The sequence below is a fragment of the Stutzerimonas stutzeri genome (genome assembly GCF_038561965.1).
GTDB classification, from domain to species: domain Bacteria; phylum Pseudomonadota; class Gammaproteobacteria; order Pseudomonadales; family Pseudomonadaceae; genus Stutzerimonas; species Stutzerimonas stutzeri_AA.
The window spans coordinates 1,805,135-1,825,219 of sequence record NZ_CP139348.1 but is presented as its reverse complement, the minus strand read 5'-3'; the positions used below and the strand labels follow the sequence as shown (position 1 = coordinate 1,825,219).

24 protein-coding genes and 2 tRNA genes are annotated in these 20,085 nt (G+C 61.1%); 14 read left to right on the top strand and 12 right to left on the bottom strand.

All coding sequences use genetic code 11. The annotated features are described in order from the left end of the window. The first annotated feature begins 18 nt into the window (after positions 1 to 18). From SM130_RS08470 to SM130_RS08440, 7 genes are all read left to right on the top strand, one after another. Positions 19 to 1,161, top strand: coding sequence for an efflux RND transporter periplasmic adaptor subunit (locus SM130_RS08470; protein ID WP_423835149.1), 1,143 nt, complete (start codon positions 19 to 21; stop codon positions 1,159 to 1,161). Between the two features lie 3 nt (positions 1,162 to 1,164). After that, the gene (locus tag SM130_RS08465) at positions 1,165 to 2,385 is read left to right on the top strand and encodes an ABC transporter permease (protein ID WP_102823655.1); all 1,221 of its coding nucleotides are present in this window, start codon (positions 1,165 to 1,167) and stop codon (positions 2,383 to 2,385) included. Further along, positions 2,378 to 3,109 carry an ABC transporter ATP-binding protein gene (locus SM130_RS08460; protein ID WP_181019211.1) on the top strand — a complete coding sequence of 244 codons (732 nt, stop codon included), beginning with the start codon at positions 2,378 to 2,380 and terminating at the stop codon, positions 3,107 to 3,109. Before SM130_RS08465 ends, SM130_RS08460 begins: the two co-directional genes overlap by 8 nt. A 166-nt stretch (positions 3,110 to 3,275) precedes the next feature. Next, positions 3,276 to 4,139, top strand: a complete 864-nt coding sequence (locus SM130_RS08455) for an MBL fold metallo-hydrolase (RefSeq protein WP_102823654.1) — start codon at positions 3,276 to 3,278, stop codon at positions 4,137 to 4,139. Beyond that, positions 4,129 to 4,578, top strand: coding sequence for a beta-lactamase hydrolase domain-containing protein (locus tag SM130_RS08450; protein ID WP_272890402.1), 450 nt, complete (start codon positions 4,129 to 4,131; stop codon positions 4,576 to 4,578). Before SM130_RS08455 ends, SM130_RS08450 begins: the two co-directional genes overlap by 11 nt. Before the next feature lie 178 nt (positions 4,579 to 4,756). Continuing rightward, positions 4,757 to 6,547 (top strand): SulP family inorganic anion transporter, encoded by a 1,791-nt coding sequence (locus SM130_RS08445; protein WP_102823653.1) that lies wholly within the window; start codon positions 4,757 to 4,759, stop codon positions 6,545 to 6,547. Next, entirely contained in the window at positions 6,531 to 6,911 is a 381-nt protein-coding gene (locus SM130_RS08440) for a rhodanese-like domain-containing protein (RefSeq protein WP_102823652.1), read from the top strand. The genes SM130_RS08445 and SM130_RS08440 overlap by 17 nt, the downstream gene beginning before the upstream one ends. An 82-nt stretch (positions 6,912 to 6,993) precedes the next feature. Here SM130_RS08440 and SM130_RS08435 read toward each other — a convergent pair whose 3' ends face one another. The 4 genes from SM130_RS08435 to SM130_RS08420 are packed head-to-tail and all read right to left on the bottom strand — an operon-like array spanning position 6,994 to position 8,378. Then, a complete protein-coding gene (locus SM130_RS08435; protein WP_102823651.1) occupies positions 6,994 to 7,194 on the bottom strand; it encodes a YgaP family membrane protein in 201 nt (66 codons plus the stop codon). A gap of 13 nt (positions 7,195 to 7,207) precedes the next feature. Continuing rightward, positions 7,208 to 7,627 carry a YeeE/YedE family protein gene (locus tag SM130_RS08430; RefSeq protein WP_102823650.1) on the bottom strand — a complete coding sequence of 140 codons (420 nt, stop codon included), beginning with the start codon at positions 7,625 to 7,627 and terminating at the stop codon, positions 7,208 to 7,210. A 2-nt stretch (positions 7,628 to 7,629) separates the two neighbouring features. After that, on the bottom strand, positions 7,630 to 8,064 hold the full coding sequence (locus tag SM130_RS08425) for a YeeE/YedE family protein (protein ID WP_102823649.1): 435 nt from the start codon (positions 8,062 to 8,064) through the stop codon (positions 7,630 to 7,632). Next, positions 8,061 to 8,378 (bottom strand): ArsR/SmtB family transcription factor, encoded by a 318-nt coding sequence (locus SM130_RS08420; protein ID WP_102823648.1) that lies wholly within the window; start codon positions 8,376 to 8,378, stop codon positions 8,061 to 8,063. Before SM130_RS08420 ends, SM130_RS08425 begins: the two co-directional genes overlap by 4 nt. Positions 8,379 to 8,574: 196 nt before the next feature. Between SM130_RS08420 and SM130_RS08415 the strand changes: the two genes are divergently transcribed. Beyond that, a complete protein-coding gene (locus SM130_RS08415; protein ID WP_102823647.1) occupies positions 8,575 to 8,865 on the top strand; it encodes a metal-sensing transcriptional repressor in 291 nt (96 codons plus the stop codon). Positions 8,866 to 9,080: 215 nt separating this feature from the next. On the opposite strand, the gene SM130_RS08410 is transcribed toward SM130_RS08415, so the two are convergent. After that, positions 9,081 to 9,156, bottom strand: a tRNA-Gly gene (locus tag SM130_RS08410). Between the two features lie 16 nt (positions 9,157 to 9,172). Next, a tRNA-Glu gene (locus SM130_RS08405) sits at positions 9,173 to 9,248 on the bottom strand. A gap of 227 nt (positions 9,249 to 9,475) precedes the next feature. Here SM130_RS08405 and SM130_RS08400 point away from each other — a divergent pair. Beyond that, on the top strand, positions 9,476 to 10,231 hold the full coding sequence (locus tag SM130_RS08400) for a hypothetical protein (protein ID WP_102823646.1): 756 nt from the start codon (positions 9,476 to 9,478) through the stop codon (positions 10,229 to 10,231). Positions 10,232 to 10,296: 65 nt separating this feature from the next. Next, entirely contained in the window at positions 10,297 to 10,974 is a 678-nt protein-coding gene (locus tag SM130_RS08395) for a glutathione S-transferase family protein (RefSeq protein WP_102823645.1), read from the top strand. A gap of 79 nt (positions 10,975 to 11,053) precedes the next feature. Here the strand turns inward: SM130_RS08395 and SM130_RS08390 are convergent, their stop codons facing one another. From SM130_RS08390 to msrB, 3 genes are all read right to left on the bottom strand, one after another. Beyond that, positions 11,054 to 11,944 (bottom strand): ATP-binding protein, encoded by an 891-nt coding sequence (locus SM130_RS08390; protein WP_102823644.1) that lies wholly within the window; start codon positions 11,942 to 11,944, stop codon positions 11,054 to 11,056. Positions 11,945 to 12,031: 87 nt separating this feature from the next. Further along, a complete protein-coding gene (locus tag SM130_RS08385) occupies positions 12,032 to 12,514 on the bottom strand; it encodes a glutathione peroxidase (protein WP_102823643.1) in 483 nt (160 codons plus the stop codon). Between the two features lie 27 nt (positions 12,515 to 12,541). Next, complete coding sequence (msrB, locus tag SM130_RS08380) at positions 12,542 to 12,940, bottom strand: peptide-methionine (R)-S-oxide reductase MsrB (protein WP_102823642.1); 399 nt, start codon at positions 12,938 to 12,940, stop codon at positions 12,542 to 12,544. A 320-nt stretch (positions 12,941 to 13,260) separates the two neighbouring features. On the opposite strand from msrB, the gene SM130_RS08375 reads away from it, so the two are divergent. From SM130_RS08375 to SM130_RS08360, 4 genes are all read left to right on the top strand, one after another. Further along, on the top strand, positions 13,261 to 14,472 hold the full coding sequence (locus SM130_RS08375) for a pyridoxal phosphate-dependent aminotransferase (RefSeq protein WP_102823641.1): 1,212 nt from the start codon (positions 13,261 to 13,263) through the stop codon (positions 14,470 to 14,472). Positions 14,473 to 14,476: 4 nt separating this feature from the next. Then, complete coding sequence (locus SM130_RS08370) at positions 14,477 to 14,947, top strand: hypothetical protein (RefSeq protein WP_102823640.1); 471 nt, start codon at positions 14,477 to 14,479, stop codon at positions 14,945 to 14,947. An 87-nt stretch (positions 14,948 to 15,034) separates the two neighbouring features. Beyond that, positions 15,035 to 15,907, top strand: a complete 873-nt coding sequence (htpX, locus tag SM130_RS08365; RefSeq protein ID WP_102823639.1) for a protease HtpX — start codon at positions 15,035 to 15,037, stop codon at positions 15,905 to 15,907. A gap of 82 nt (positions 15,908 to 15,989) precedes the next feature. Next, positions 15,990 to 16,634 (top strand): DUF2959 domain-containing protein, encoded by a 645-nt coding sequence (locus SM130_RS08360; protein ID WP_102823638.1) that lies wholly within the window; start codon positions 15,990 to 15,992, stop codon positions 16,632 to 16,634. Positions 16,635 to 16,665: 31 nt separating this feature from the next. Here the strand turns inward: SM130_RS08360 and SM130_RS08355 are convergent, their stop codons facing one another. From SM130_RS08355 to SM130_RS08345, 3 genes are read right to left on the bottom strand one after another with little or no spacing between them, the layout of a single operon-like run. Next, entirely contained in the window at positions 16,666 to 17,325 is a 660-nt protein-coding gene (locus tag SM130_RS08355; protein ID WP_102823637.1) for a thiopurine S-methyltransferase, read from the bottom strand. 57 nt (positions 17,326 to 17,382) lie between these two features. Continuing rightward, complete coding sequence (locus SM130_RS08350) at positions 17,383 to 18,786, bottom strand: sigma-54-dependent transcriptional regulator (protein ID WP_102823636.1); 1,404 nt, start codon at positions 18,784 to 18,786, stop codon at positions 17,383 to 17,385. 5 nt (positions 18,787 to 18,791) lie between these two features. Next, positions 18,792 to 19,979: a sensor histidine kinase gene (locus SM130_RS08345; RefSeq protein WP_102823635.1), complete on the bottom strand. Its 1,188-nt coding sequence runs from the start codon at positions 19,977 to 19,979 to the stop codon at positions 18,792 to 18,794. Positions 19,980 to 20,085: the final 106 nt, after the last annotated feature.

Sequence of the window (20,085 nt, the reverse complement as noted above, 5' to 3'; positions counted from 1 at the left end):
CGCGCCTTCTTGCTGCTCATGGTGCCGGTGCTAATTGGCGGCTGGCTGATCTGGCGCCAGCTGCAAGGGCCGGAACTGCCGGCGTATCGCGTGGAAAACCGCCCACTCGTGCAGCGCGTGGTCGCCAGCGGCGAAGTTAACAGCCAGTCCCTGGCGCAGATCGGCAGCGAGATCACCGGGGTCATCTCCATGCGGCATGTGCGCGAGGGTGACATGGTGAAAGCCGGCGACCTGCTGCTGGAGCTGCGTGACGAGGAGCAGCGCGCCCGGCTGCGCGAGGCGCAAGCGGCACTTCAGCAGCTTGCTGACTTAACGCGGCCACAGGCGCAGGCAGCCCTGCGTGAGGCGCAGCACAATCTTGAACAAGCCAGCCGCGAGCTGAAACGCCGCGAGACACTGTTCGAACGCAACATTCTGGCCTCCGAGCCCTTGGAGCAGGCGCGCCGCGCCGAGCTGACCGCACGAACCGCGCGCGATCGCGCGCGCCTCGCTGCTGCGGCCGTGTCCGACGACGGCAGCGAGGCCCAGGTCTTGCGACAGCGCCTGGAAGCCGCTCGCGCCACCCTGGCGAAAACCCGGATTCATGCGCAAGTGGACGGCATCGTCCAGACGCGAGATGTCGAGCCAGGCGATCTGGTCCAGCCAGGACGCGCCCTGCTGACCATCGCCCGCTCGGGGAACAACGAGATCGTCCTGCCGCTGGATGAGAAGAGCCTGGCGCCGATTAGTCTGGGCCAAGCGGCCAGGGTCATCGCCGATGCCTATCCTGATCGCGTCCTTGCCGCACGGGTGAGCTTCATCGCACCGAGCGTCGACAGTGCCCGCGGCACCATCGATATCCACCTGGACCTGCTCGATCCGACCGATTTTCTGCGTCAGGGCATGACCGTCTCGGTGAACATCGAGACCGGACGGCGCGAGCAGGCGTTGGTGCTGCCCAACGACGCTCTACGTGCCCGCGACGGATCGCATGCCCGGGTACTTCGCGCCCGCGACGGGGTTGTCGAACGCGTCGACGTGCGCCTGGGAATGCTGGGTACGGCGCTAAGCGAGGTGACCGAGGGCCTGGCCACCGGGGACCTGATCCTGATTGGCGATGCCGAAGCAGGTCAGCGGGTGCGCGTGCGTGAAAAGCCTCTGCCCAGCGGCATTCAGGACTGATACATGCGCCTGACCGAATCACTGTGGACCGAATGGAAAATCGCCCTGCGTTTCCTGCTGGACAACCGCATGCAGACGCTGCTGATTATCTTCGGTATCGCCGTAGGCTCGGCGGTGATCGTCTTCATTACCGCACTGATCACCGGCCTGCAGGCCAACGTGGTGGAGCGCACGCTCGGCACCCAGGCGCATATCCGCATCTTGCCGCCGAACGAGGCCAACCGCATCTTGCCTGGCGATGACGGCGCCTGGTCACTGGTACTGGAAAGCCCACGAGCCCAGCGTCTGCGCTCGATCCTCAACTGGCAGGACATTCGCGACGTGCTCGACCAAGACGCGCAGGTCCTCGCCGTGTCGCCAGTGATCAGCGGCCCGGCCATCGCCCGGCGTGGTGTGGCGCGTGCTTCGGTGGCGTTACTCGGCATCGATCCGCCGCGCTATCAACGCATCATCCCGCTGGCTGATGACCTTATCGCCGGGCGTTTCGTGGTCGGTGCCGGCCATGCGGTTGTCGGCAAGGAGCTGGCCCGTGACCTGGGTCTGGGCATCGGTGACAAACTGCGGCTGGATGCCGGCGAAGGTCGAGAGACAGTAGTCGACATTGCCGGCATCTTCGAGCTGGGTGTGCGTGAACTGGACGCACGCTACGTCTATCTGGATCTGAAACAGGCGCAGACGCTGCTCGACCTACCCGGTGGCGTAACGGTGATCGATACCACTGTTGCCGAGATTTTCGACGCCGACCATATCGCCAGACGTCTGGCGCAGCTTACCGGCCTGCGCACGGAAAGCTGGATGGAAACCAATGGCCAGCTGCTCAATGCGCTCCGCTCGCAAAGCATGACCACCGAGATGATCCGCGTGTTCGTCGGTATTTCGGTGGCGTTCGGCATCGCCAGCGTGCTGGCGGTAAGCGTTGTTCAGCGCACCCGTGAGATCGGTATCCTGCGCGCCATGGGTAGCCCGCGCGGGCAAATCCTGCGGGTGTTTTTGCTGCAAGGCGGCGTGCTAGGCCTGCTCGGTTCGGCCTGCGGTGGTGGGGTCGGCTGGGGGCTGGTGCAAGTGTTCAATCTGTTCGGGCCGCGACTGTTCGAAATCCCCGTCGACCCGACATTGGTGCCGCTGGCGATGCTGGTCGCGACCATCACCGGTGTCTTGGCCGCCGCCATGCCTGCGCGGCGCGCGGCGCGCTACGACCCAGCCGTGGCGATCCGCTATGTCTGAAGCGATGATCAAGCGCAACGCTGCGGAAGTATTGCGCCTGGACCAGGTACGCAAGGTCTTCAACCTCGGCACACCACTGGAAACAGAGGTACTGCACGGTATCGACCTGTCGCTGTGTCGCGGCGAGCTGGCCGCGCTGATCGGGCCATCCGGCTCCGGCAAGAGCACGCTGTTGAACCTGATCGGCCTGCTCGACACACCCAGTTCAGGCGAGCTGTACCTGCTCGGGCAGCCCACGCGCCTAAGTGATGACGAAGCCCGCACTCACTTGCGCAATCAGGCGATTGGGTTCGTTTTCCAGTTCCATCATCTGATCTCGGCCTTCAGCGTCCTGGAAAACGTGTTAATGCCGCTGATGATCCGCCACGGCAAACCCTCGCGTGCGGATATCGATCTGGCGCGCGGCCTGCTCGACGAAGTCGGGCTGACCCCGTTTGCCGACAAGAAGCCCACACAGATCTCCGGCGGCCAGCAGCAACGGGTCACCATCGCGCGGGCGCTGGTGACCCGCCCGCCACTGCTACTGGCCGACGAGCCGACCGGTAACCTCGATACGCGCACCGCGCAGAGCGTGTTCGAGCTGTTTCATCGTATCAACGCACAGTTCGGCTGTGCGGTGCTGGTGGTGACTCACGACCCGCGACTTGCCGCGGATTGCGCACGGACCATCCAACTCGTCGATGGGCTTATCGTCAGCGACGAGGCCAACCCGGCCAGCCGCTGAGTATCGACTGCCGCGGTGCGGTGCAGCCTCCTACATCAGCGCCCATCGCGGCTGTGCCCTCAAGCCGTTAATAACTAATAGTTCTAAGCATATAACTGCATTTCGGACTAAGATCATCCCCACGCAGATACCCCTGCCGGTATATAGAGCCAGTGAGAAGCACGCGATGAATGCCCATGTTGAAGCCTTTTTCGACCCAGCAACCTTCACTTACAGCTATGTCGTTAGCGATCCGGAAACGCATCAGTGCGCAGTGATCGATTCAGTGCTGGACTACGACCCGGCTTCGGGACGTACATCCCACACCACCGCCCAGCGTCTGGTCGACTATGTGCGCGAGAATGAGCTGACGGTGCAGTGGCTGCTGGAAACCCACGTACATGCCGACCATCTCAGCGCTGCGCCCTACCTCAAGCAACAACTGGGCGGTCAGCTGGCGATCGGCGATCAGATCACCGTGGTACAGCACACCTTCGGCACGCTGTTCAACGTCGGCAGCGAGTTCGCCACCGATGGCCGTCAGTTCGACCGCCTGTTCCACGACGGTGACACCTTTCAGGTCGGCAACGTACAGGCGCGCGCCATCCACACCCCGGGCCATACGCCGGCCTGTATGACCTATGTGATCGGCGACGCCGCGTTCGTCGGCGATACGCTGTTCATGCCGGACTACGGCACTGCGCGCTGCGACTTCCCAGGCGGCGATGCCCGCACGCTGTATCAGTCCATTCAGAAGCTGTTCGCCCTGCCAGACCAGACGCGCGTCTTCATGTGCCATGACTACAAGGCACCCGGCCGCGAGGAGTTTCTCTACGAAACCACCATCGCCGCCGAGCGCGAACAAAACGTGCACGTGCACGTCGGCATCACCGAAGAACAGTTCGTCGCCATGCGCACCGCGCGCGACGCAACGTTGGCCATGCCCACCCTGATCCTGCCTTCGGTACAGATCAACATGCGCGGCGGCGAGCTGCCGAAGCCCGAGAGCAACGGCACGCGTTACCTGAAAATCCCCCTGGATGTGCTGTAACTGCGAGCGCGGAGTACGTCGACATGCAAACCATAAAACGCCTGACGCCGTTCATCTCCGTTGCTGCTCAGCTGCAGCAGGCCGACATGGCCCTGTTGTGGCCGGCCGCGGTTTGCGGTGCGTCATCAACAATCGCCCGGACAACGAGGGTGAAGGGCAGCCGTCCAGCGAAGCCATGCGTACCGCCGCCGAAGCCTCGGGTTTTGAGTATCACCATCTGCCCGTCGTATCTGGACAGATCAGGGGGCCTGCCCTCGCGTTCTGTCGAACCGGAACCCGCTCGACCTCACTCTGGGCGCTGGCCGAGGCACATCGCCTCGATCCGCAGGTGCTGTTGCAGACCGCGAAGCAGGCGACTACGACCTCACCGGTCTACTGCCTCGGCTGGAGCAGTACTGGCAATCGTCCGCCGCAGCATTCGTTCGCCAGGGCGCACTGAGCAATGCTGATAACTGGTTCGAAACCGAGCATGAAACCCTGCGCCATCCGCGCTTCGACGACATCTTCAGCCTAGGCGACGTTTGCTCCGCGCCTAACGCCAAGACCGCCGCTGCGGTCCGCAAGCAGGCGCCGGTTGTGGCGCCGAACGCCTGCGACTTCACTCAGGAGAAAAAGGGATGATGAAGCGGCTGGCTCGCTTTCTGCCATGCCTGGACTGGGCGCAGCATTACGACCGCGCAGCCGCGGCCAAGGACGGCCTGGCCGCACTGATCGTGACCTTGATGCTGATTCCGCAAAGCCTGGCCTACGCGATGCTTGCGGGCCTGCCGTCGGTGACCGGCCTGTATGCCAGCATGCTGCCGCTGATCGCCTACACATTGTTCGGCACCAGCCGCACCCTGGCCGTCGGCCCGGTGGCGGTGGTCTCGCTGATGACTGCTGCCGCACTGGGGCCGCTATTCGCGGCGGGCAGCGCGGAATACATCGGCGCGGCCATGCTCTTGGCGATGCTGTCTGGCGTGGTGTTGCTGGTGATGGCGGTGTTGCGCCTGGGCTTTCTGGCGAATTTCCTTAGCCACCCGGTGATTTCCGGATTCATCAGCGCCTCGGGCATTCTCATCGCCCTCGGCCAACTCAAGCACATTCTTGGTATTTCCGTTGTTGGCGACAATGCGCTGGAACTTGCTACTGAGCTGATCGCCGGCCTGTCACAGACTCACCTGCCGACCCTAGCCGTGGGTATCACCAGCCTGCTGTTTCTCTATCTGGTGCGTAGCCAGCTGGGCAGTTGGCTGCATCGCCTGGGAATGAATCCGCGTACAGCCGCCACCCTGACCAAGATCGGGCCCGTGGTCGCCCTGCTTCTTGCGATAGCTGCGGTCGGCGCGTTTCAGCTCGCCGGCCTGGGCGTGCGGGTGGTCGGCGAAGTGCCGCGCGGGCTGCCATCACTGAGTGTGCCGTCACTGGACCTGTCACTCGCCCTGCAACTTCTGCCGGCCGCGGTGCTGATCAGCCTGGTGGGATTTGTCGAATCGGTATCGGTAGCCCAAACCCTGGCAGCCAAGCGCCGCGAGCGTATCGAGCCCAACCAGGAGTTGGTCGCGCTCGGCAGCGCCAATATCGCTGCAGCATTCAGCGGCGGTTTCCCGGTCACGGGCGGTTTCGCCCGTTCGGTGGTGAACTTCGACGCCGGTGCTCAGACCCCGCTGGCCGGTGCCCTGACCGCCGCGGGTATAGGCCTCACGGTGCTGTTCTTCACACCGCTGTTTCATAACCTGCCACACGCCGTCCTGGCCGCGACGATCATCGTGGCTGTACTCAGCCTCGTGGACCTCGCCGCACTGCGACGAACCTGGCGCTATTCCCGCCAGGACGCCGCCGCCATGACGGCCACGATGCTCGGTGTACTGCTGATTGGGGTGGAGAGCGGGATTATCCTGGGCGTGGGTCTGTCGCTGCTTCTGTTTCTCTGGCGCACCAGCCAGCCGCATGTTGCCGTGGTTGGACAGCTGCCAGGCAGCGAGCACTTTCGCAACATCGAGCGCTTCGCCGTGGCGCAGAGCCCGAAGGTACTTTCGGTACGGGTAGATGAAAGCCTGTACTTCCCCAATGCGCGCTTCCTGGAGGACCGCATCGCCGAATTGATCGGTCGCTATCCTCAAGCCGAGCACCTGGTGCTGATGTGCCCAGGGGTGAACCTGATCGATGCGAGCGCGCTGGAAAGTCTCGAGGCCATCACAGCCCGCCTGCACACCGCCGGCGTTCAGCTCCATCTTTCCGAAGTCAAAGGCCCGGTAATGGATCGGCTACGGCGCACCGACTTCCTTGGGCACTTTGGCGGCCAGGTATTCATCAGCCAGTACGAAGCCTTGCTCGCACTGGACCCGCAAACCACTCATCGCGCCCTCGAGCGACAGCGCGACCACCGTTCCAGCATGAAGGAGAACGCAGATGAAGAGCGCCCATGATCTTGTCGAACAGGCCCGGACCAGCATCCGGGAAGTATCGATGACCGAAGCCGACGCGGCGATCCAGGCCGCAGACGTACTGATCGACGTACGCGAGCCAGACGAATTTCGCGAGGGGCATATCGACGGCGCCCTTAACATCCCGCGCGGCGTGCTGGAATTCAAGCTCAGCGGGACGCCGGAGCTGGGCGCTCGGGACCTGAGCGTCGTGCTCTATTGCAAGACCAGCGGTCGTGCTGCGCTTGCTGCAGCAGCGCTGCAGGAGATGGGCTACATGAACGTCAAGTCCATCGCCGGCGGGTTTGATGCGTGGGTCGAAGCCGGCAAGCCGGCGATCAAGCCGAGCCTGCCAAGCTTCGACTGAGGTGCTCGTTAAACCAAGCAAAAAGGCCGACATTGCTGTCGGCCTTTTGCTTTGGCGCGCTTCGGGTTTGATGCTCAGTCATTCAAGACTTGGCGTTGCATGCCTTGCAGGTCTTGATGCCAAGCAGGGTATAGGCCGGGCAGAAGCGAAAGATGCCGGTGGCCAGAGGCACAAGGCCGATCCAGCCCCACACACCAATCACGCCCGCCAGGCTCAGGCCGATGAGCGCCAGACCGACGATGATCCGTAGTGCCCGATCGATGGTTCCAACGTTGGCTTTCATAATGACCTCCCGGTCAGCAAGTGCGCCGGCGTTCCAGCGCAGAGAACAACAGCATCCCGCCAAGCATGGCGAGAACGAAAAGCACGACCTGCCAATGGCCGCTCAGCAGCACGGCAATTGCCGGCCCCGGGCAGATGCCAGCGATACCCCAGCCCACTCCAAACAGCAGGCTGCCGCCGATCAGCCTCCCATCAAGCTCGCGCTTGTCGGGTAGCTGCATCGGAGCACCAAGCAGCGAACGCTTACGCACCTTGGCCCACGTAAACGGCAGCAACGCAGTACCGATGGCACCGGCCATCACCAGCGCAAGCGATGGATCCCAGGCGCCGGTGATGTCTAGAAAGCCAATAACCTTGGCCGGATTAGCCATTCCCGAGAGCAACAACCCCAGCCCGAACAGCAGCCCGGCAGCAAACGAAGCCAGCGTGCGCATGCTCACCCTCCAAGCAAATGACGCAGAACGAAGACGGTGACGAAGCCAGCAGTCATGAAAGCCAATGTGGCGACGACGGAGCGCGCAGACAGTCGCGAGATACCGCATACCCCATGGCCGCTGGTACATCCGGCGCCATAGCGGGTGCCAACGCCGACCAGTAACCCGGCCACTACCAACCCGAACCAATCGGACTGAAACTCCAAGGCCGGTAAAGTACCGAACAGCATCCACAGCAACGGCGCGACCAGCACGCCAAGCAGGAACATCAGCTTTTCGCCTCTGCCCTCCGCGCCGCGCTGAAGTGCGCTGGCGAGCAGCCCACTGATACCTGCGATACGGCCGTTGAGCAGCGCAAACAGACTCGCCGCCGCACCAATCAATACGCCGCCAGCGAGTGCAGGCCAGGGCGTGAAGCTGATCCAATCTATGGTCATTTCTGGCTCCTCTCGCAGAAGAGCTGATACAGCGTGGTGATCACGGCCAAGGCCTCCGGGCTGCTGATTCGATAGTGAATCTGTTTACCCTCGCGGCGCGTCGCCACCAAGCCTTCGCGCCTCAGCACAGCTAGCTGCTGCGACAGTGTCGGCTGCTGGATACCCAAAAGTTGTTCGAGCTCGGAAACATTGCGCTCACCCTGGGAGAGCTGACAGAGCAACAACAGGCGATCAGGGTTGGCCAGAGCCTTCAGCAACGCACCGGCGGAAGCGGCGTTGGCTCGCAGTTGCTCTATATCCAAATCGGGGCTCATGACGATGACCAGAACGCTTACGATGAAAACAATATATTTTTTTATATATTGTTATGCAAGCACTGATCGAGCGCTGCTCGAAAGAAGTTGGCCCTGATCGTTTGCGCCGCTAGCATGCCCCTACCCGTATATAAGTCGCCGACTCCGCTAACCGGAACGCAGCAGACCTACCATTCCAACGTTTCGAGGTGGCCGCATGAACGACCAGACTACTCCTGCCGAATCCGCAGACCTGCAGGCGCAGCAGCAGGCGATGCTGAAACGGCTCGCGAGGGTCGAGGGACAGGTGCGGGGCATCCAGGCAATGATCAAACGTGGAGAGGATTGCGAAGCCATCGCCCAGCAGTTTTCCGCTGCGCGCAGCGCGCTGGACAAGGCTTATCGGTTGATGCTGACCTGCCTGATCGAGGAGGCGCTGCACGATCAATCCCAGGACACGGGCGAGACACTGGCGCGTGTACGTAGCATCTTCACCAAGTACACCTGAAGGTACACCGCGCGCGGACACCGATCAGCGTCAACTACTCGAGGTGTCGCGCGGTGATCGCGGCCCCGGCAGTACTGCCACATCATTGGTGGTTGATCAACGCGGGACGCGCCTGCAAATATCGGCTGGAAAAGCCTGATCCAGAAACGAAAAAAGCGACCCTAAGGTCGCTTTTTCAATCCTCAAGTCCTTTCAGGAAGTACTTGAAGAAAATTTGGAGCGGGAAACGAGACTCGAACTCGCGACCCCGACCTTGGCAAGGTCGTGCTCTACCAACTGAGCTATTCCCGCGTATCTACAACAAAAATGGCGTCCCCTAGGGGACTCGAACCCCTGTTACCGCCGTGAAAGGGCGGTGTCCTAGGCCACTAGACGAAGGGGACGCTGCCCGGAAACTACATCTTACTTCCGGCTTGCAACGCTCTGTTTGGTGCTTCACGCTGCAAGTGGCGCGCATTCTATGGAGGGGTTTGAGAGCCGTCAAGCATAGTTTTAAAAAAATTTACCAGGCATGGCCGATCAGCATGCAAAGCTATCGGCCACATCACCAAGCCACTACACTCGAACGAAAAGCCAGCGGCTCGAGAGGTGCAGTCAAGTGTCTCCACTAATGATCACGGGATTGATCCTGGCCGGTGTGTTTCTGCTGGTCGGCATCGTCTATACCATCCAGATCGTCGAAAAAGGCAACCTGGAAAAAGCCCGCAAACGCGCGGACCTCACGGACCGTTGCAACCGTTGCGCTAAATTGTCCGACGGCCTGCCCGGCCAGATGGTGACGCCAGCGCTCAAGCTCCTGCTTACCCGTCTAGAGCTGTCGTTGAGCGAGCGTCTCCAACCGTTGGACAAGGGCAATGACAAGCTGGCCTCGCGCATTCAAAGCTTGCGCGCCGATGTAGCCAAGGGCGAGGCCATCGAGGTGCGCAATCCGCCACGGCAGATCCTCACGGAGGCTCAAGCCAAGGAAAGCCGCTTCATGCTGGAAGATCTTCACGCGCAAATCGTCCGCGCCACCAAGGAAGGCATGCTTGGACAAGCCGAGGCCAAACGCTGGGTGCAGGACATCCAGCGCATGCTGGCTATTCTGCATATCGAGTTCTTCACCGGTCTGGGCAAGCTCGCGCTACAACAGAACCAGCCACAACGTGCTCGCCTGGCGTTCGAGCGAGGCATTCAACATATTCGCCGTCAATCTGCGCAGGCTCCCTACCAAGCCCAGTTGAAACAGCTTGAGGCCTTGCTGGAGCATTCGAACGCGTTGGTTCTCAAAACCGAGCTGCCCAAGGCAGACGAGCCGAGCGAATTGACCGAAGGCATGAAGGCTTTCGACGATGATGATCTCTGGAAGAAGAACAACGTGTACTGACAACTCGCCCGATGGCGCGCCCATCGGGCGGCACGAGACCAACCGAATCGCTGCGGAGCACGACGATGTCTTTAACCGTTTATGGCGTCCCCCTCTCCCCTTTCGTGCGCAAGGTTCGCCTATGCCTTCAGGAAAAGCGGCTCGACTATCAGCTCGAAACGGTAATGCCCTTCACGCCGCCGCAGTGGTATCTGGAAATCAATCCCCTCGGTCGTATCCCGGCACTCAAGGACGGCGATTGCACCCTTGCTGACTCCAGCGTGATCTGTCAGTACCTGGAGGAGGCCTATCCCGAAACGGCTGGCCTCTATGGCGAGAACGCTCAGGAACGCGGACGCGTACGCTGGCTGGAAAAATACGCGGACTACGAATTGGCGCCACTGACCACCTTCACCGTGTTCCGTAATCGCATCCTCAAGCCGACATCCGGCCACCCCTGTAACGAAGAAGCCGTGCAGGCTACGTTGCAGCAAAAGCTACCGCCGCACTTCGACTACCTGGAGCAACAGCTCGGCCAGCAGGCGTTCTTTGTAGGCGACCGTCTATCGATGGCCGACATCGCTATTGCCTGTCAGCTGATCAACCTGGCGCACGGCGGTGAACAGCTCGACGCTCAACGCTGGCCGGGCCTGGCCGCGCACCACGCGCGCATATTGTCGCTGCCTTCGGTCGCAAGCCTGCTGCCAGATGAGCAACGCATGAATGCCAAGCTAAAAGAGATGGGTAAGGCCACTACCGTCTGACTTGCGCCGGAACGCTGCGCACGGCCCGCTGCTGCAAAAAGCAGCGGGCAGCATTGGCCAGCTGTCCCGGGCGCTGCGTTCAGCCCCGCGCTTCCAGCAAGCGCGTGCCCACCCACTGACGCGCGTACTGATAGGCACAACGGCCGTTACGATTGCCCCGTCCAGTGGCCCAGCGAATCGCATCCTTTTCCAACGATTCGTCCCAAGCCCACTGTAATTGCGCGCTGCCAGCCAGCGAATCGATCCAGTGACGCACTACGCTGAGGTAGTGCTGCTGAGAAAACGGGTAGAACGACAGCCACAGTCCGAAGCGATCAGACAACGCAATCTTGTCTTCCACGGCCTCGTTCGGATGCAGCTCACCATCGACCATCTGCCAGTTTTCGTTATCACTCTGACGCTCAGGGACCAGATGCCGGCGATTGGAGGTGGCGTACAACAGTACGTTCTCAGGCGCGCGCTCCAGTGATCCGTCTAGAACACTCTTTAGCACCCGATAGTCACCCTCACCCGCCTCGAACGACAAGTCGTCACAGAACAGGACGAACGCCTGCTGCAGCCCTGCGAGCTGCTCGACGACGCGCGGCAAATCCGCCAGATGATCGCGTTCGATTTCGATCAGCCGCAGCCCGCGCCCGGCGTACGCGGCCAGCAAAGCGCGGATCAGTGACGACTTACCGGTGCCACGGGCGCCCCAGAGCAACACATGATTGGCTGGTAGCCCATCGACGAACTGGCGGGTATTCGCTGCGAGCAGATCGCGCTGGCGATCAATACCAATCAGGTCGTCCAACGTCATGTCCAGACTGACCTGCAACGGCGCCAGGTAGCCACTACGGGTGTCACGCTGCCAGCGTGCCGCCAAGGTACGGTCCCAATCGATGCATGGCGGCTGCGCCGGCAGCAACGGCTCGATACGCGCCAACAGGCCTTCGGCGCGTTGCAGGAAGGCTTTTAGTTCAACATCCATCATGGCTCCAGATATGAGAAGGCCCGGTCGGGCCGGGCCGCACAACAAGCGATCATGTTTGTAGCAAAGCCCCGGCTTCTCGAGGCATCAGAGTAGGGCTTCGATGTCCTCTGCCAACGCCTGCGGCGTGGTCCGCGACGAGTAACGAGTGACAGTTCGCCCCTGATCGGTAATGAGAAATTTTGTGAAATTCCATTTGATCGCCTTGCTGCCCAGCAGGCCAGGCGCACGTTTCTTCAGCTCGATGAACAGCGGATGAGCGTCGCCACCGTTGACTTCAATTTTTGCGAACAATGGAAAGGAAACACCAAAGCGCCGCTCGCAGAACGCAGCAATTTCCTGGTCTCCGTCAGGTTCTTGTTTCCCGAACTGATTACACGGAAACCCGAGCACCACCAGCCCGCGCTCACCGTAACGCTGCCACAGCTCCTCCAGCCCTTTGTATTGAGGAGTAAAACCGCACTGACTGGCCGTGTTGACCACCAGCAGTACCTTGGCATCGAAATCGGCAAGCGTCTTCGCCGCGCCTTCAATGGTGACGCAGGGGATGTCTAGCATTGAATCGTGCATGCAAGGCTCCTTGGGACCGGGCAGGCATCAAGCCTCGCTCGGTTTCAGATTGAGAGAGGCGGAATTGATGCAGTAGCGCAAGCCGGATGGCTTTGGCCCATCAGGAAATACATGGCCAAGATGAGCATCGCAGCGCGCGCACCTGACCTCTATCCGGTGCATGCCATGGCTGAAATCATCCAGGCTGGCGATGGCCGTATCACTGACCGGCTGGAAGTAGCTGGGCCAGCCACAGCCGGAATCGAACTTGGCATCAGCATCGAAAAGCGGCTCGTCACAGCAGGCGCAATGGTAGATGCCAGGCGTATTGGTATCGTTGTACTTGCCTGTGAAGGGTCGCTCAGTGGCACCCAGCCGGCAGATCTGGAACTGCTCGTCTGAGAGCTCCTCGCGCCAGACATCAAGCGGTTTTTCCAGCTTATCCATCGTTACACTCCTCCGGTCTGTTGCGGTTCGTCGAGCCGCCTTGCTGCGCAACGCAGGTAGTTGGCATTCCTGAGAAGCCAAGCGATACCGCGTAACGCGATTCGCCATGCGCCCTCGGTGCAAACCAGGCACGAACAGACCCTATATAAAAAAGGGCCGATCTGTACCTTTTCCACTGCCCGGGGCGCACGTATCATGCGTCCCTCTTCGACGCCTAGTCTGGCAGCGGGGTTTCCGACTGCCAAGGCGCCCGGGTTCATGCCAAGCGTGGCCAGCCATTTCCGGAACTGGCACGTTTTCACTTCGGGACACTCAGGATCATGCAGGTCAGCAAATCGAACAAGCTCGCCAATGTCTGTTACGACATCCGTGGGCCCGTGCTCAAGCACGCCAAACGCCTGGAGGAGGAAGGCCATCGCATCCTCAAGCTGAATATCGGCAACCCGGCGCCGTTCGGTTTCGAAGCACCGGAGGAGATCCTTCAGGATGTGATCCGCAACCTGCCCACAGCCCAGGGCTACAGCGACTCGAAAGGCCTGTTCAGCGCCCGCAAGGCGATCATGCAGTACTACCAGCAGAAGCAGGTGGAAGGCGTCGGTATCGAAGACATCTACCTCGGCAACGGCGTGTCCGAGCTCATCGTGATGTCCATGCAGGCCCTGCTGAACAATGGTGACGAAGTACTGATTCCTGCACCGGACTACCCACTTTGGACCGCTGCGGTCAGCCTGGCCGGCGGCAAGCCAGTGCACTATCTCTGCGACGAGCAGGCCAACTGGTGGCCGGATCTGGCAGACATCAAGGCCAAGATCACACCAAACACCAAAGCACTGGTGCTGATCAACCCGAACAACCCTACTGGCGCGGTCTATCCGAAGGAAGTTCTGGAAGGCATGGTCGAGCTGGCGCGCCAGCACAAGCTGGTGCTGTTTTCCGACGAGATCTACGACAAGATTCTCTACGACGACGCGGTACACATCTGCACAGCATCCCTGGCCCCGGACGTGCTCTGCCTGACCTTCAACGGGCTATCGAAGTCTTATCGCGTCGCGGGCTTCCGTTCAGGCTGGGTAGCGATCTCCGGACCGAAGCACAAGGCACAGAGCTACATCGAAGGCCTGGATATCCTTGCCAACATGCGCCTGTGCGCCAACGTGCCTTCGCAGCACGCCATCCAGACCGCGCTCGGAGGCTATCAGAGCATCAACGATCTGGTTCTGCCGCAAGGCCGGCTGCTCGAACAGCGCAACCGCACCTGGGAATTGCTCAACGACATTCCGGGCATCAGTTGCGTCAAGCCCATGGGCGCGCTTTATGCGTTTCCCCGGATCGATCCAAAGATCTGCCCGATCCATAACGATGAGAAATTCGTACTCGACCTGCTGCTTTCCGAGAAACTGCTGATCGTCCAGGGCACCGCGTTCAACTGGCCGTGGCCGGATCACTTCCGCGTGGTCACCCTGCCCCGAGTAGACGATCTGGAGCAGGCCATCGGCCGCATCGGCAACTTCCTCAAGACCTATCAGCAGTAGCCCGATGGACCTGCAGATCGACGACTTCTACAAGGATGCAGCGGGCGGCCTGCTAGTGCTTTATCAGGCTTTCCCGCGCAAGGTTGCGCTGTATGTCGAAGACCTGATCGGGCGGGAAGATCCAGACGAATTCGGTCTTCCCTCCAAGCGCCACCAGAGCTGCCTGGGCGCCCTACTCTGGCTTGCCGAAGAAGGCTATATACGCTTCGACAGCACTATTCAGTTTCAGGCTCTGGACCAGGCGGTACTCACGGAAAAGGGCTTTGTGCGCCTGACGCGCGCGGTGCCCGGACACATTGCCGGCGATTCAGACCTGCCGCCCAGCGTACTGCGCATTCAAGCCAGTCTCGCCCACCAACTTCGCACCGCCATCAAGGAAGGACACAGCGAGCGCATCGCCCGGCTTGCCCGTTTGCTGTTTGAAAACGAGTCCGGCTCGCCGCTACATCCCAGCCTTGCCGGACGGGCGACATAGCTTGAAATAGTCGCTCGGTTGAATAGCTCAAGGGCGGGCCTTATATAGCCTATCGTTCTTCAATTCCTACCCGGAGTCTGCCGCAACATGATGCGCATTTTCTTGTTCCTGGCCACCAACCTTGCGGTCTTGGTCATCGCCAGCATCACCCTGAAGCTACTCGGGGTTGATCGCTACACCGGCCAGAATTACGGCAGCCTGCTGGTGTTCTGCGCAGTGTTCGGCTTTGCCGGCTCGCTGATTTCGCTGTTCATCTCTAAATGGATGGCGAAGATGAGCACCCGCACGGAGATCATCAGCCAGCCGCGTACCCGCCATGAACAGTGGTTGCTGCAAACCGTCGAGCAGCTGTCGCGCGAAGCCGGCATCAAGATGCCTGAAGTCGGCATTTTCCCGGCGTACGAGGCCAACGCCTTTGCCACTGGCTGGAACAGGAATGATGCGCTGGTCGCCGTGAGCCAAGGCCTGCTCGAGCGCTTTTCCCCAGATGAAGTGCGCGCTGTACTGGCCCACGAGATCGGCCACGTAGCCAATGGCGACATGGTCACGCTGGCGTTGATCCAGGGGGTGGTGAACACCTTCGTCATGTTCTTCGCGCGCATTTTCGGCAACTTCGTCGACAAGGTCATTCTCAAAAATGAGGATGGCCACGGAATCGGCTACTTCGTGGCAACCATTTTTGCCGAACTGGTGCTGGGTGTACTCGCCAGCATCATCGTCATGTGGTTCTCGCGTAAGCGCGAGTACCGCGCAGACGAAGCCGGTGCTCAGCTGGCTGGCACCAGCGCCATGATCGGTGCCCTGCAGCGCCTGCGTGCCGAGCAGGGCCTGCCAGTGCATATGCCCGACACGCTCAAGGCGTTCGGCATCAACGGCTCACTGAAACATGGTATGGCCGGGCTGTTCATGACACACCCTTCGCTGGAAGACCGCATCGAGGCCCTGCGCCAGCGCGGCTGAGCGTGTATGAATAGAAAAAGGGCGACGCAAGTCGCCCTTTTCGTTTGTCTATGCTGACTCAACCCGCATACAAGGAATCGCCATGCGCCGTTTCATAATCGCCTGCTGCGCGCTGCTCGCTCTTTCTGGCTGCCAGAGCGCCTATTACTCCGCAATGGAGAAGGCTGGCATCCATAAGCGCGATATTCTCGTCACCCGCGTGGAAGATGCCCGCGATTCGCAACAGGAAGCCAAGCAGCAGTTCAAGGACGCCCTAGAGCGCTATCGCAGCGTTGTCGAGGTCAAGGGCGGCGATCTGGAAAAACGCTACGACGCGCTCAACCGTGAGTACGAGGCAAGCGTAGCGAGCGCCAGGGATGTCCGGTCACGTATCGAGGCAGTCGAGGATGTCGCCGATGCGCTGTTCAAGGAATGGGAGAGCGAACTCAAGCAGTACAGCAACGCCAGCCTCAAGGCCGCCAGCGCGAAAGAACTCAGCCGCACCCGTACCGAATACCGCACGTTGATTCAACGCATGAAAGCCGCCGAGAAGCGCATCGAGCCGGTGCTCAGCGTGCTCCGGGATCAGGTACTGTTTCTCAAGCACAACCTCAACGCTCGCGCGATCAGCGCCTTGCACGGCGAATACCGTACGCTGCAAGGCAACGTCGACCAGTTGATGGCGGACATGCAGCGCGCCATCGACGAGGCTGATACCTTCATTCGTCGCCTGCAGGCAGAAAGCTGACCACCCCTGGGCCCGACGTTGAGGTCGACGGTCAAGCCCGGCGTATCAGGCGATGGAATTGCTCTTCGAGGCGCCGCAACCCGCGTTCTCGCATGCGCGGGTTGCGCTCCAGCACCTCCTTGGCCTCCAGCAACTCCAGATCCCATCCAGCGGCGTACAGATCACGCACTTCGCTGGAGCTAACGGCAAACGGCGGGCCGTCCATTTCCGCCTGGTCATAATCTAGCGTGACCAGCAATTGCTGGCAGCCAACCGGCAGGATGGCCGTCAGCAACGTCGCATAGCGCTCACGCATCGCCGGCGGCAGAGCGATCAGCGCAGCTCGGTCGTAGACGCCCCGGCAGTCAGCTACATCGTCCGCACGGAGCGCGAAGAAGTCGCCACAACGAATCTCCAGCATGCCGGCGCGATAAATGCGGTACGGCCCTTCCTGAGAAATCTCGGCTTCGAGTTGATGCTCGACGAAGAACGCCTCTACGGCCTTCTGACTCAGTTCGACACCCATGACCTTGAAGCCCTGCCCGGCGAGCCATGCCAGATCCAGACTCTTGCCGCATAGCGGCACCAACACCGTCGCGCCGCTCGGCAGAGCCAATCGAGGCCAGTGGCGGCGCAATCCCGGATGCACATCGTCAAGATGAAAACCAATTTCGTTGCGAGCCCAACGTTCCTGCCAGAAGTCTTCGTGCACCTGCGAATCTCCTTACTGTGATGCCAGGAGCTTATCAGAGCGACGCCGCATGGTTTTTCAACCGGTATACAGCGACGCCTCGACATCTACCCCGGCGTCACGCATCTGCGCCAGCTTGTAGCGCAGCGTGCGCGCACTTATTCCCAGGCGATCGGCCGTTTCCTTACGCCGACCACGCTCGGCACGCAGGGTATCGATAATCAGCTGGAATTCACGCCGACGCAGATCGTCGCCTAGCGCTGAGCAAGGTTCGCTCCGCGGCGAAACGGCTTCGCTCGGCAACGGCTCCGGCGCCGCGACGCTCGAAGTGGCCGATACGGCGCCGGGCAAACCGCCCACCTCCGCCAGGAACAAATCCTGCGGTTGGATCAGTCCGCCTTGTTGCAAAATCAGCGCCCGCTGGATGGCATTGTCCAGCTCGCGCACGTTTCCTGGCCAGGCATGACCGAGCAAGCAGCGTTGAGCCTCAGCAGACAACCGAGGCGGAATCTGCCGCATCTTGCGAGCGTGGCTGGCCAGCAAACGCTCAGCCAACGGCAGAATGTCCGCTGGACGCTGCCGCAGTGGGGACCATGTCAGGGGGAAAACCGACAGGCGATAGTACAGATCTTCACGAAAACGGCCTGCCGCGACCTCGCTGCGCAGATCTCGGTTGGTGGTGGCGAGCACCCGGATATCCAGCGTAATGGGGCGGCGGCCGCCGACCCGCTCGACCTCCCGCTCCTGCAGCACCCGCAGCAGTTTCGCCTGCAACCCGAGCGGCATCTCGGAAATTTCATCAAGCAGCAACGTACCGCCATCGGCCTGTTCGAACTTGCCCGGCTGGCTGGCGATGGCGCCGGTAAACGCGCCCTTCTCATGCCCGAACAGCGTCGCCTCGAGCATGTTGTCCGGAATCGCTGCGCAATTGATGGCGATGAATGGCCGCCCGTTCCGGGACGACTGCTGATGAATGTAACGAGCGAGCACTTCTTTGCCCGTGCCGGACTCACCAGATATCAGTACGGTCGAGTCGCTTTGCGCCACACGCCGGGCGAGGCTAAGCAACTGCTGGCTGGCCGGTTCGCAGGCGATCGGACCTTGCGCGTCGGCCGTGATCGCGCCGTCCAGATGCCGCCCCAGCAATTCGAGCAGCGTCGTCGGTTCGAATGGTTTTACCAAGTAATCGAGCGCGCCTTGGCGCATCGCATCTACCGCCCTTGCCACGGCACCGAACGCGGTCATGAGCAGCACGGGGGTATGCGGGTAGCGCTTTCGGATCAAGGCCAGCAGCTCGTGACCGTCCATTCCGGGCATGTTCACATCGCTAATGACCAACGCGAATGTCTCTTCCTGCAGCGCCGCCAGAGCCGCCTCGGCACAGTTGACGGCACGATAGCCGTAGCCGCCGAGCTCAAGTGTTATTCCCAAGGCTTCGCGCAGGGCGTGGTCATCTTCGACCAGAAGAATTTTGGCAGCCATGCAGCTCACTCCGATCGGGGTGCAACGGGGATCAGCGGCAGCGTCATCACAACGCACGTCCCGCGGCCAGGCCGCGAGCGCAGCTGCAACTCACCGTTATGTGCTCTGGCAACCGCATTCGCCACGGCCAGCCCGAGGCCAGTTCCAGTGTCGCGCGTCGTGAAGAACGGCTCCCCCAAGCGCACCAGGGTCTCGGCATCAATACCTTTGCCGCAATCGCTTATGCAAATACGCAGCAGTCCGTGACGCCGATACAGGTGTACCTTCAGCCGCGGCTCATCATTACTGGCCTGCAGTGCATTCTCAACGAGATTAAGCAACGCGCCGACCAGGGTATCTCGATTGCACAGAAGCTCCGCTCCGGATACATCGCATTGCCAGCGCAGCGCGACGCCTTGCAACTGTGGCTCCGCTGCCGAGCGCAAGGCGGACATAAGCGATGCCGGGCTCAGGCGCTCCCCCAATGGTAGATCTCCACGAGCGAAGACCAGCATGTCGCGAACCTGGTGCTCCAACTCATGCAAGCGAGCCTTTAGATTGCCGGCAAAGCGCTGCTGTTGCGACTCGCTCAAGCCACCCTGCTCGAGGTGGCTGGCATACAGCAGAGCAGTGGAAAGCGGGGTACGAATCTGGTGAGCCAGCGATGCCATCATTCGCCCCAGCGAGGACAGCCGCTCATGACGCGCCAGCTGGTCCTGCAGGCGCCTGGTTTCGGTGAGATCGGTAAGCAAAACCAGTTGCCCCGGCTCGCCCGTGAGCGAACGCGTTGCGATCGAAAGGCGGCGGCCGTTGCGCAGCGAAACTTCATGCCCGTCGTCCTTGCGTGGCGCAAAACAGCGAAAGATAACGTCTCGCCAGGGGGCACCCACGAGCGGCTCGCCAAGCAGTTCCAGGCCGACCGGATTGGCATCGCGAACCACACCATGCCCATCGATGATGACGACACCGCCGGGCAGCAGATCGAGTACGTTCTGCAGCCGCTGAGCGAGTCGTTCCTTTTCTTCCAGCTCCTGGCGCCTGAGTTCGCCAGCTTCGTCGAGCTTTCGCTGGAGCTCATCGACGTGGGCCTGCAAACACCCCTCGGAATCACTCAGCTGACTGGACAGGCTGCGAAAAAGCTCGAGCGCACCAGACAGCGCAACCGCATCTGCGGCTTCGGGCGAATCTACGGAAGGGCTGGTGACGGAATTCACGGGTTCACTCGCGCCTGTCAAAAGATGGTCATTGGCGAGACACGAGCAATGTTCATGCCCAGGGCGCAGCAACAGTTCGATTTCAGCGCTCGGGCAAAGGGCAGCA

Coding starts and splice junctions, on each gene's coding strand:
- SM130_RS08470 (WP_423835149.1), top strand. CDS start 19: ATGGTGCCGGTGCTAATTGGCGGCTGGCTGATCTGGCGCCAGCTGCAA.
- SM130_RS08465 (WP_102823655.1), top strand. CDS start 1,165: ATGCGCCTGACCGAATCACTGTGGACCGAATGGAAAATCGCCCTGCGT.
- SM130_RS08460 (WP_181019211.1), top strand. CDS start 2,378: ATGTCTGAAGCGATGATCAAGCGCAACGCTGCGGAAGTATTGCGCCTG.
- SM130_RS08455 (WP_102823654.1), top strand. CDS start 3,276: ATGAATGCCCATGTTGAAGCCTTTTTCGACCCAGCAACCTTCACTTAC.
- SM130_RS08450 (WP_272890402.1), top strand. CDS start 4,129: ATGTGCTGTAACTGCGAGCGCGGAGTACGTCGACATGCAAACCATAAA.
- SM130_RS08445 (WP_102823653.1), top strand. CDS start 4,757: ATGATGAAGCGGCTGGCTCGCTTTCTGCCATGCCTGGACTGGGCGCAG.
- SM130_RS08440 (WP_102823652.1), top strand. CDS start 6,531: ATGAAGAGCGCCCATGATCTTGTCGAACAGGCCCGGACCAGCATCCGG.
- SM130_RS08435 (WP_102823651.1), bottom strand. CDS start 7,194: ATGAAAGCCAACGTTGGAACCATCGATCGGGCACTACGGATCATCGTC.
- SM130_RS08430 (WP_102823650.1), bottom strand. CDS start 7,627: ATGCGCACGCTGGCTTCGTTTGCTGCCGGGCTGCTGTTCGGGCTGGGG.
- SM130_RS08425 (WP_102823649.1), bottom strand. CDS start 8,064: ATGACCATAGATTGGATCAGCTTCACGCCCTGGCCTGCACTCGCTGGC.
- SM130_RS08420 (WP_102823648.1), bottom strand. CDS start 8,378: ATGAGCCCCGATTTGGATATAGAGCAACTGCGAGCCAACGCCGCTTCC.
- SM130_RS08415 (WP_102823647.1), top strand. CDS start 8,575: ATGAACGACCAGACTACTCCTGCCGAATCCGCAGACCTGCAGGCGCAG.
- SM130_RS08400 (WP_102823646.1), top strand. CDS start 9,476: ATGATCACGGGATTGATCCTGGCCGGTGTGTTTCTGCTGGTCGGCATC.
- SM130_RS08395 (WP_102823645.1), top strand. CDS start 10,297: ATGTCTTTAACCGTTTATGGCGTCCCCCTCTCCCCTTTCGTGCGCAAG.
- SM130_RS08390 (WP_102823644.1), bottom strand. CDS start 11,944: ATGGATGTTGAACTAAAAGCCTTCCTGCAACGCGCCGAAGGCCTGTTG.
- SM130_RS08385 (WP_102823643.1), bottom strand. CDS start 12,514: ATGCACGATTCAATGCTAGACATCCCCTGCGTCACCATTGAAGGCGCG.
- msrB (WP_102823642.1), bottom strand. CDS start 12,940: ATGGATAAGCTGGAAAAACCGCTTGATGTCTGGCGCGAGGAGCTCTCA.
- SM130_RS08375 (WP_102823641.1), top strand. CDS start 13,261: ATGCAGGTCAGCAAATCGAACAAGCTCGCCAATGTCTGTTACGACATC.
- SM130_RS08370 (WP_102823640.1), top strand. CDS start 14,477: ATGGACCTGCAGATCGACGACTTCTACAAGGATGCAGCGGGCGGCCTG.
- htpX (WP_102823639.1), top strand. CDS start 15,035: ATGATGCGCATTTTCTTGTTCCTGGCCACCAACCTTGCGGTCTTGGTC.
- SM130_RS08360 (WP_102823638.1), top strand. CDS start 15,990: ATGCGCCGTTTCATAATCGCCTGCTGCGCGCTGCTCGCTCTTTCTGGC.
- SM130_RS08350 (WP_102823636.1), bottom strand. CDS start 18,786: ATGGCTGCCAAAATTCTTCTGGTCGAAGATGACCACGCCCTGCGCGAA.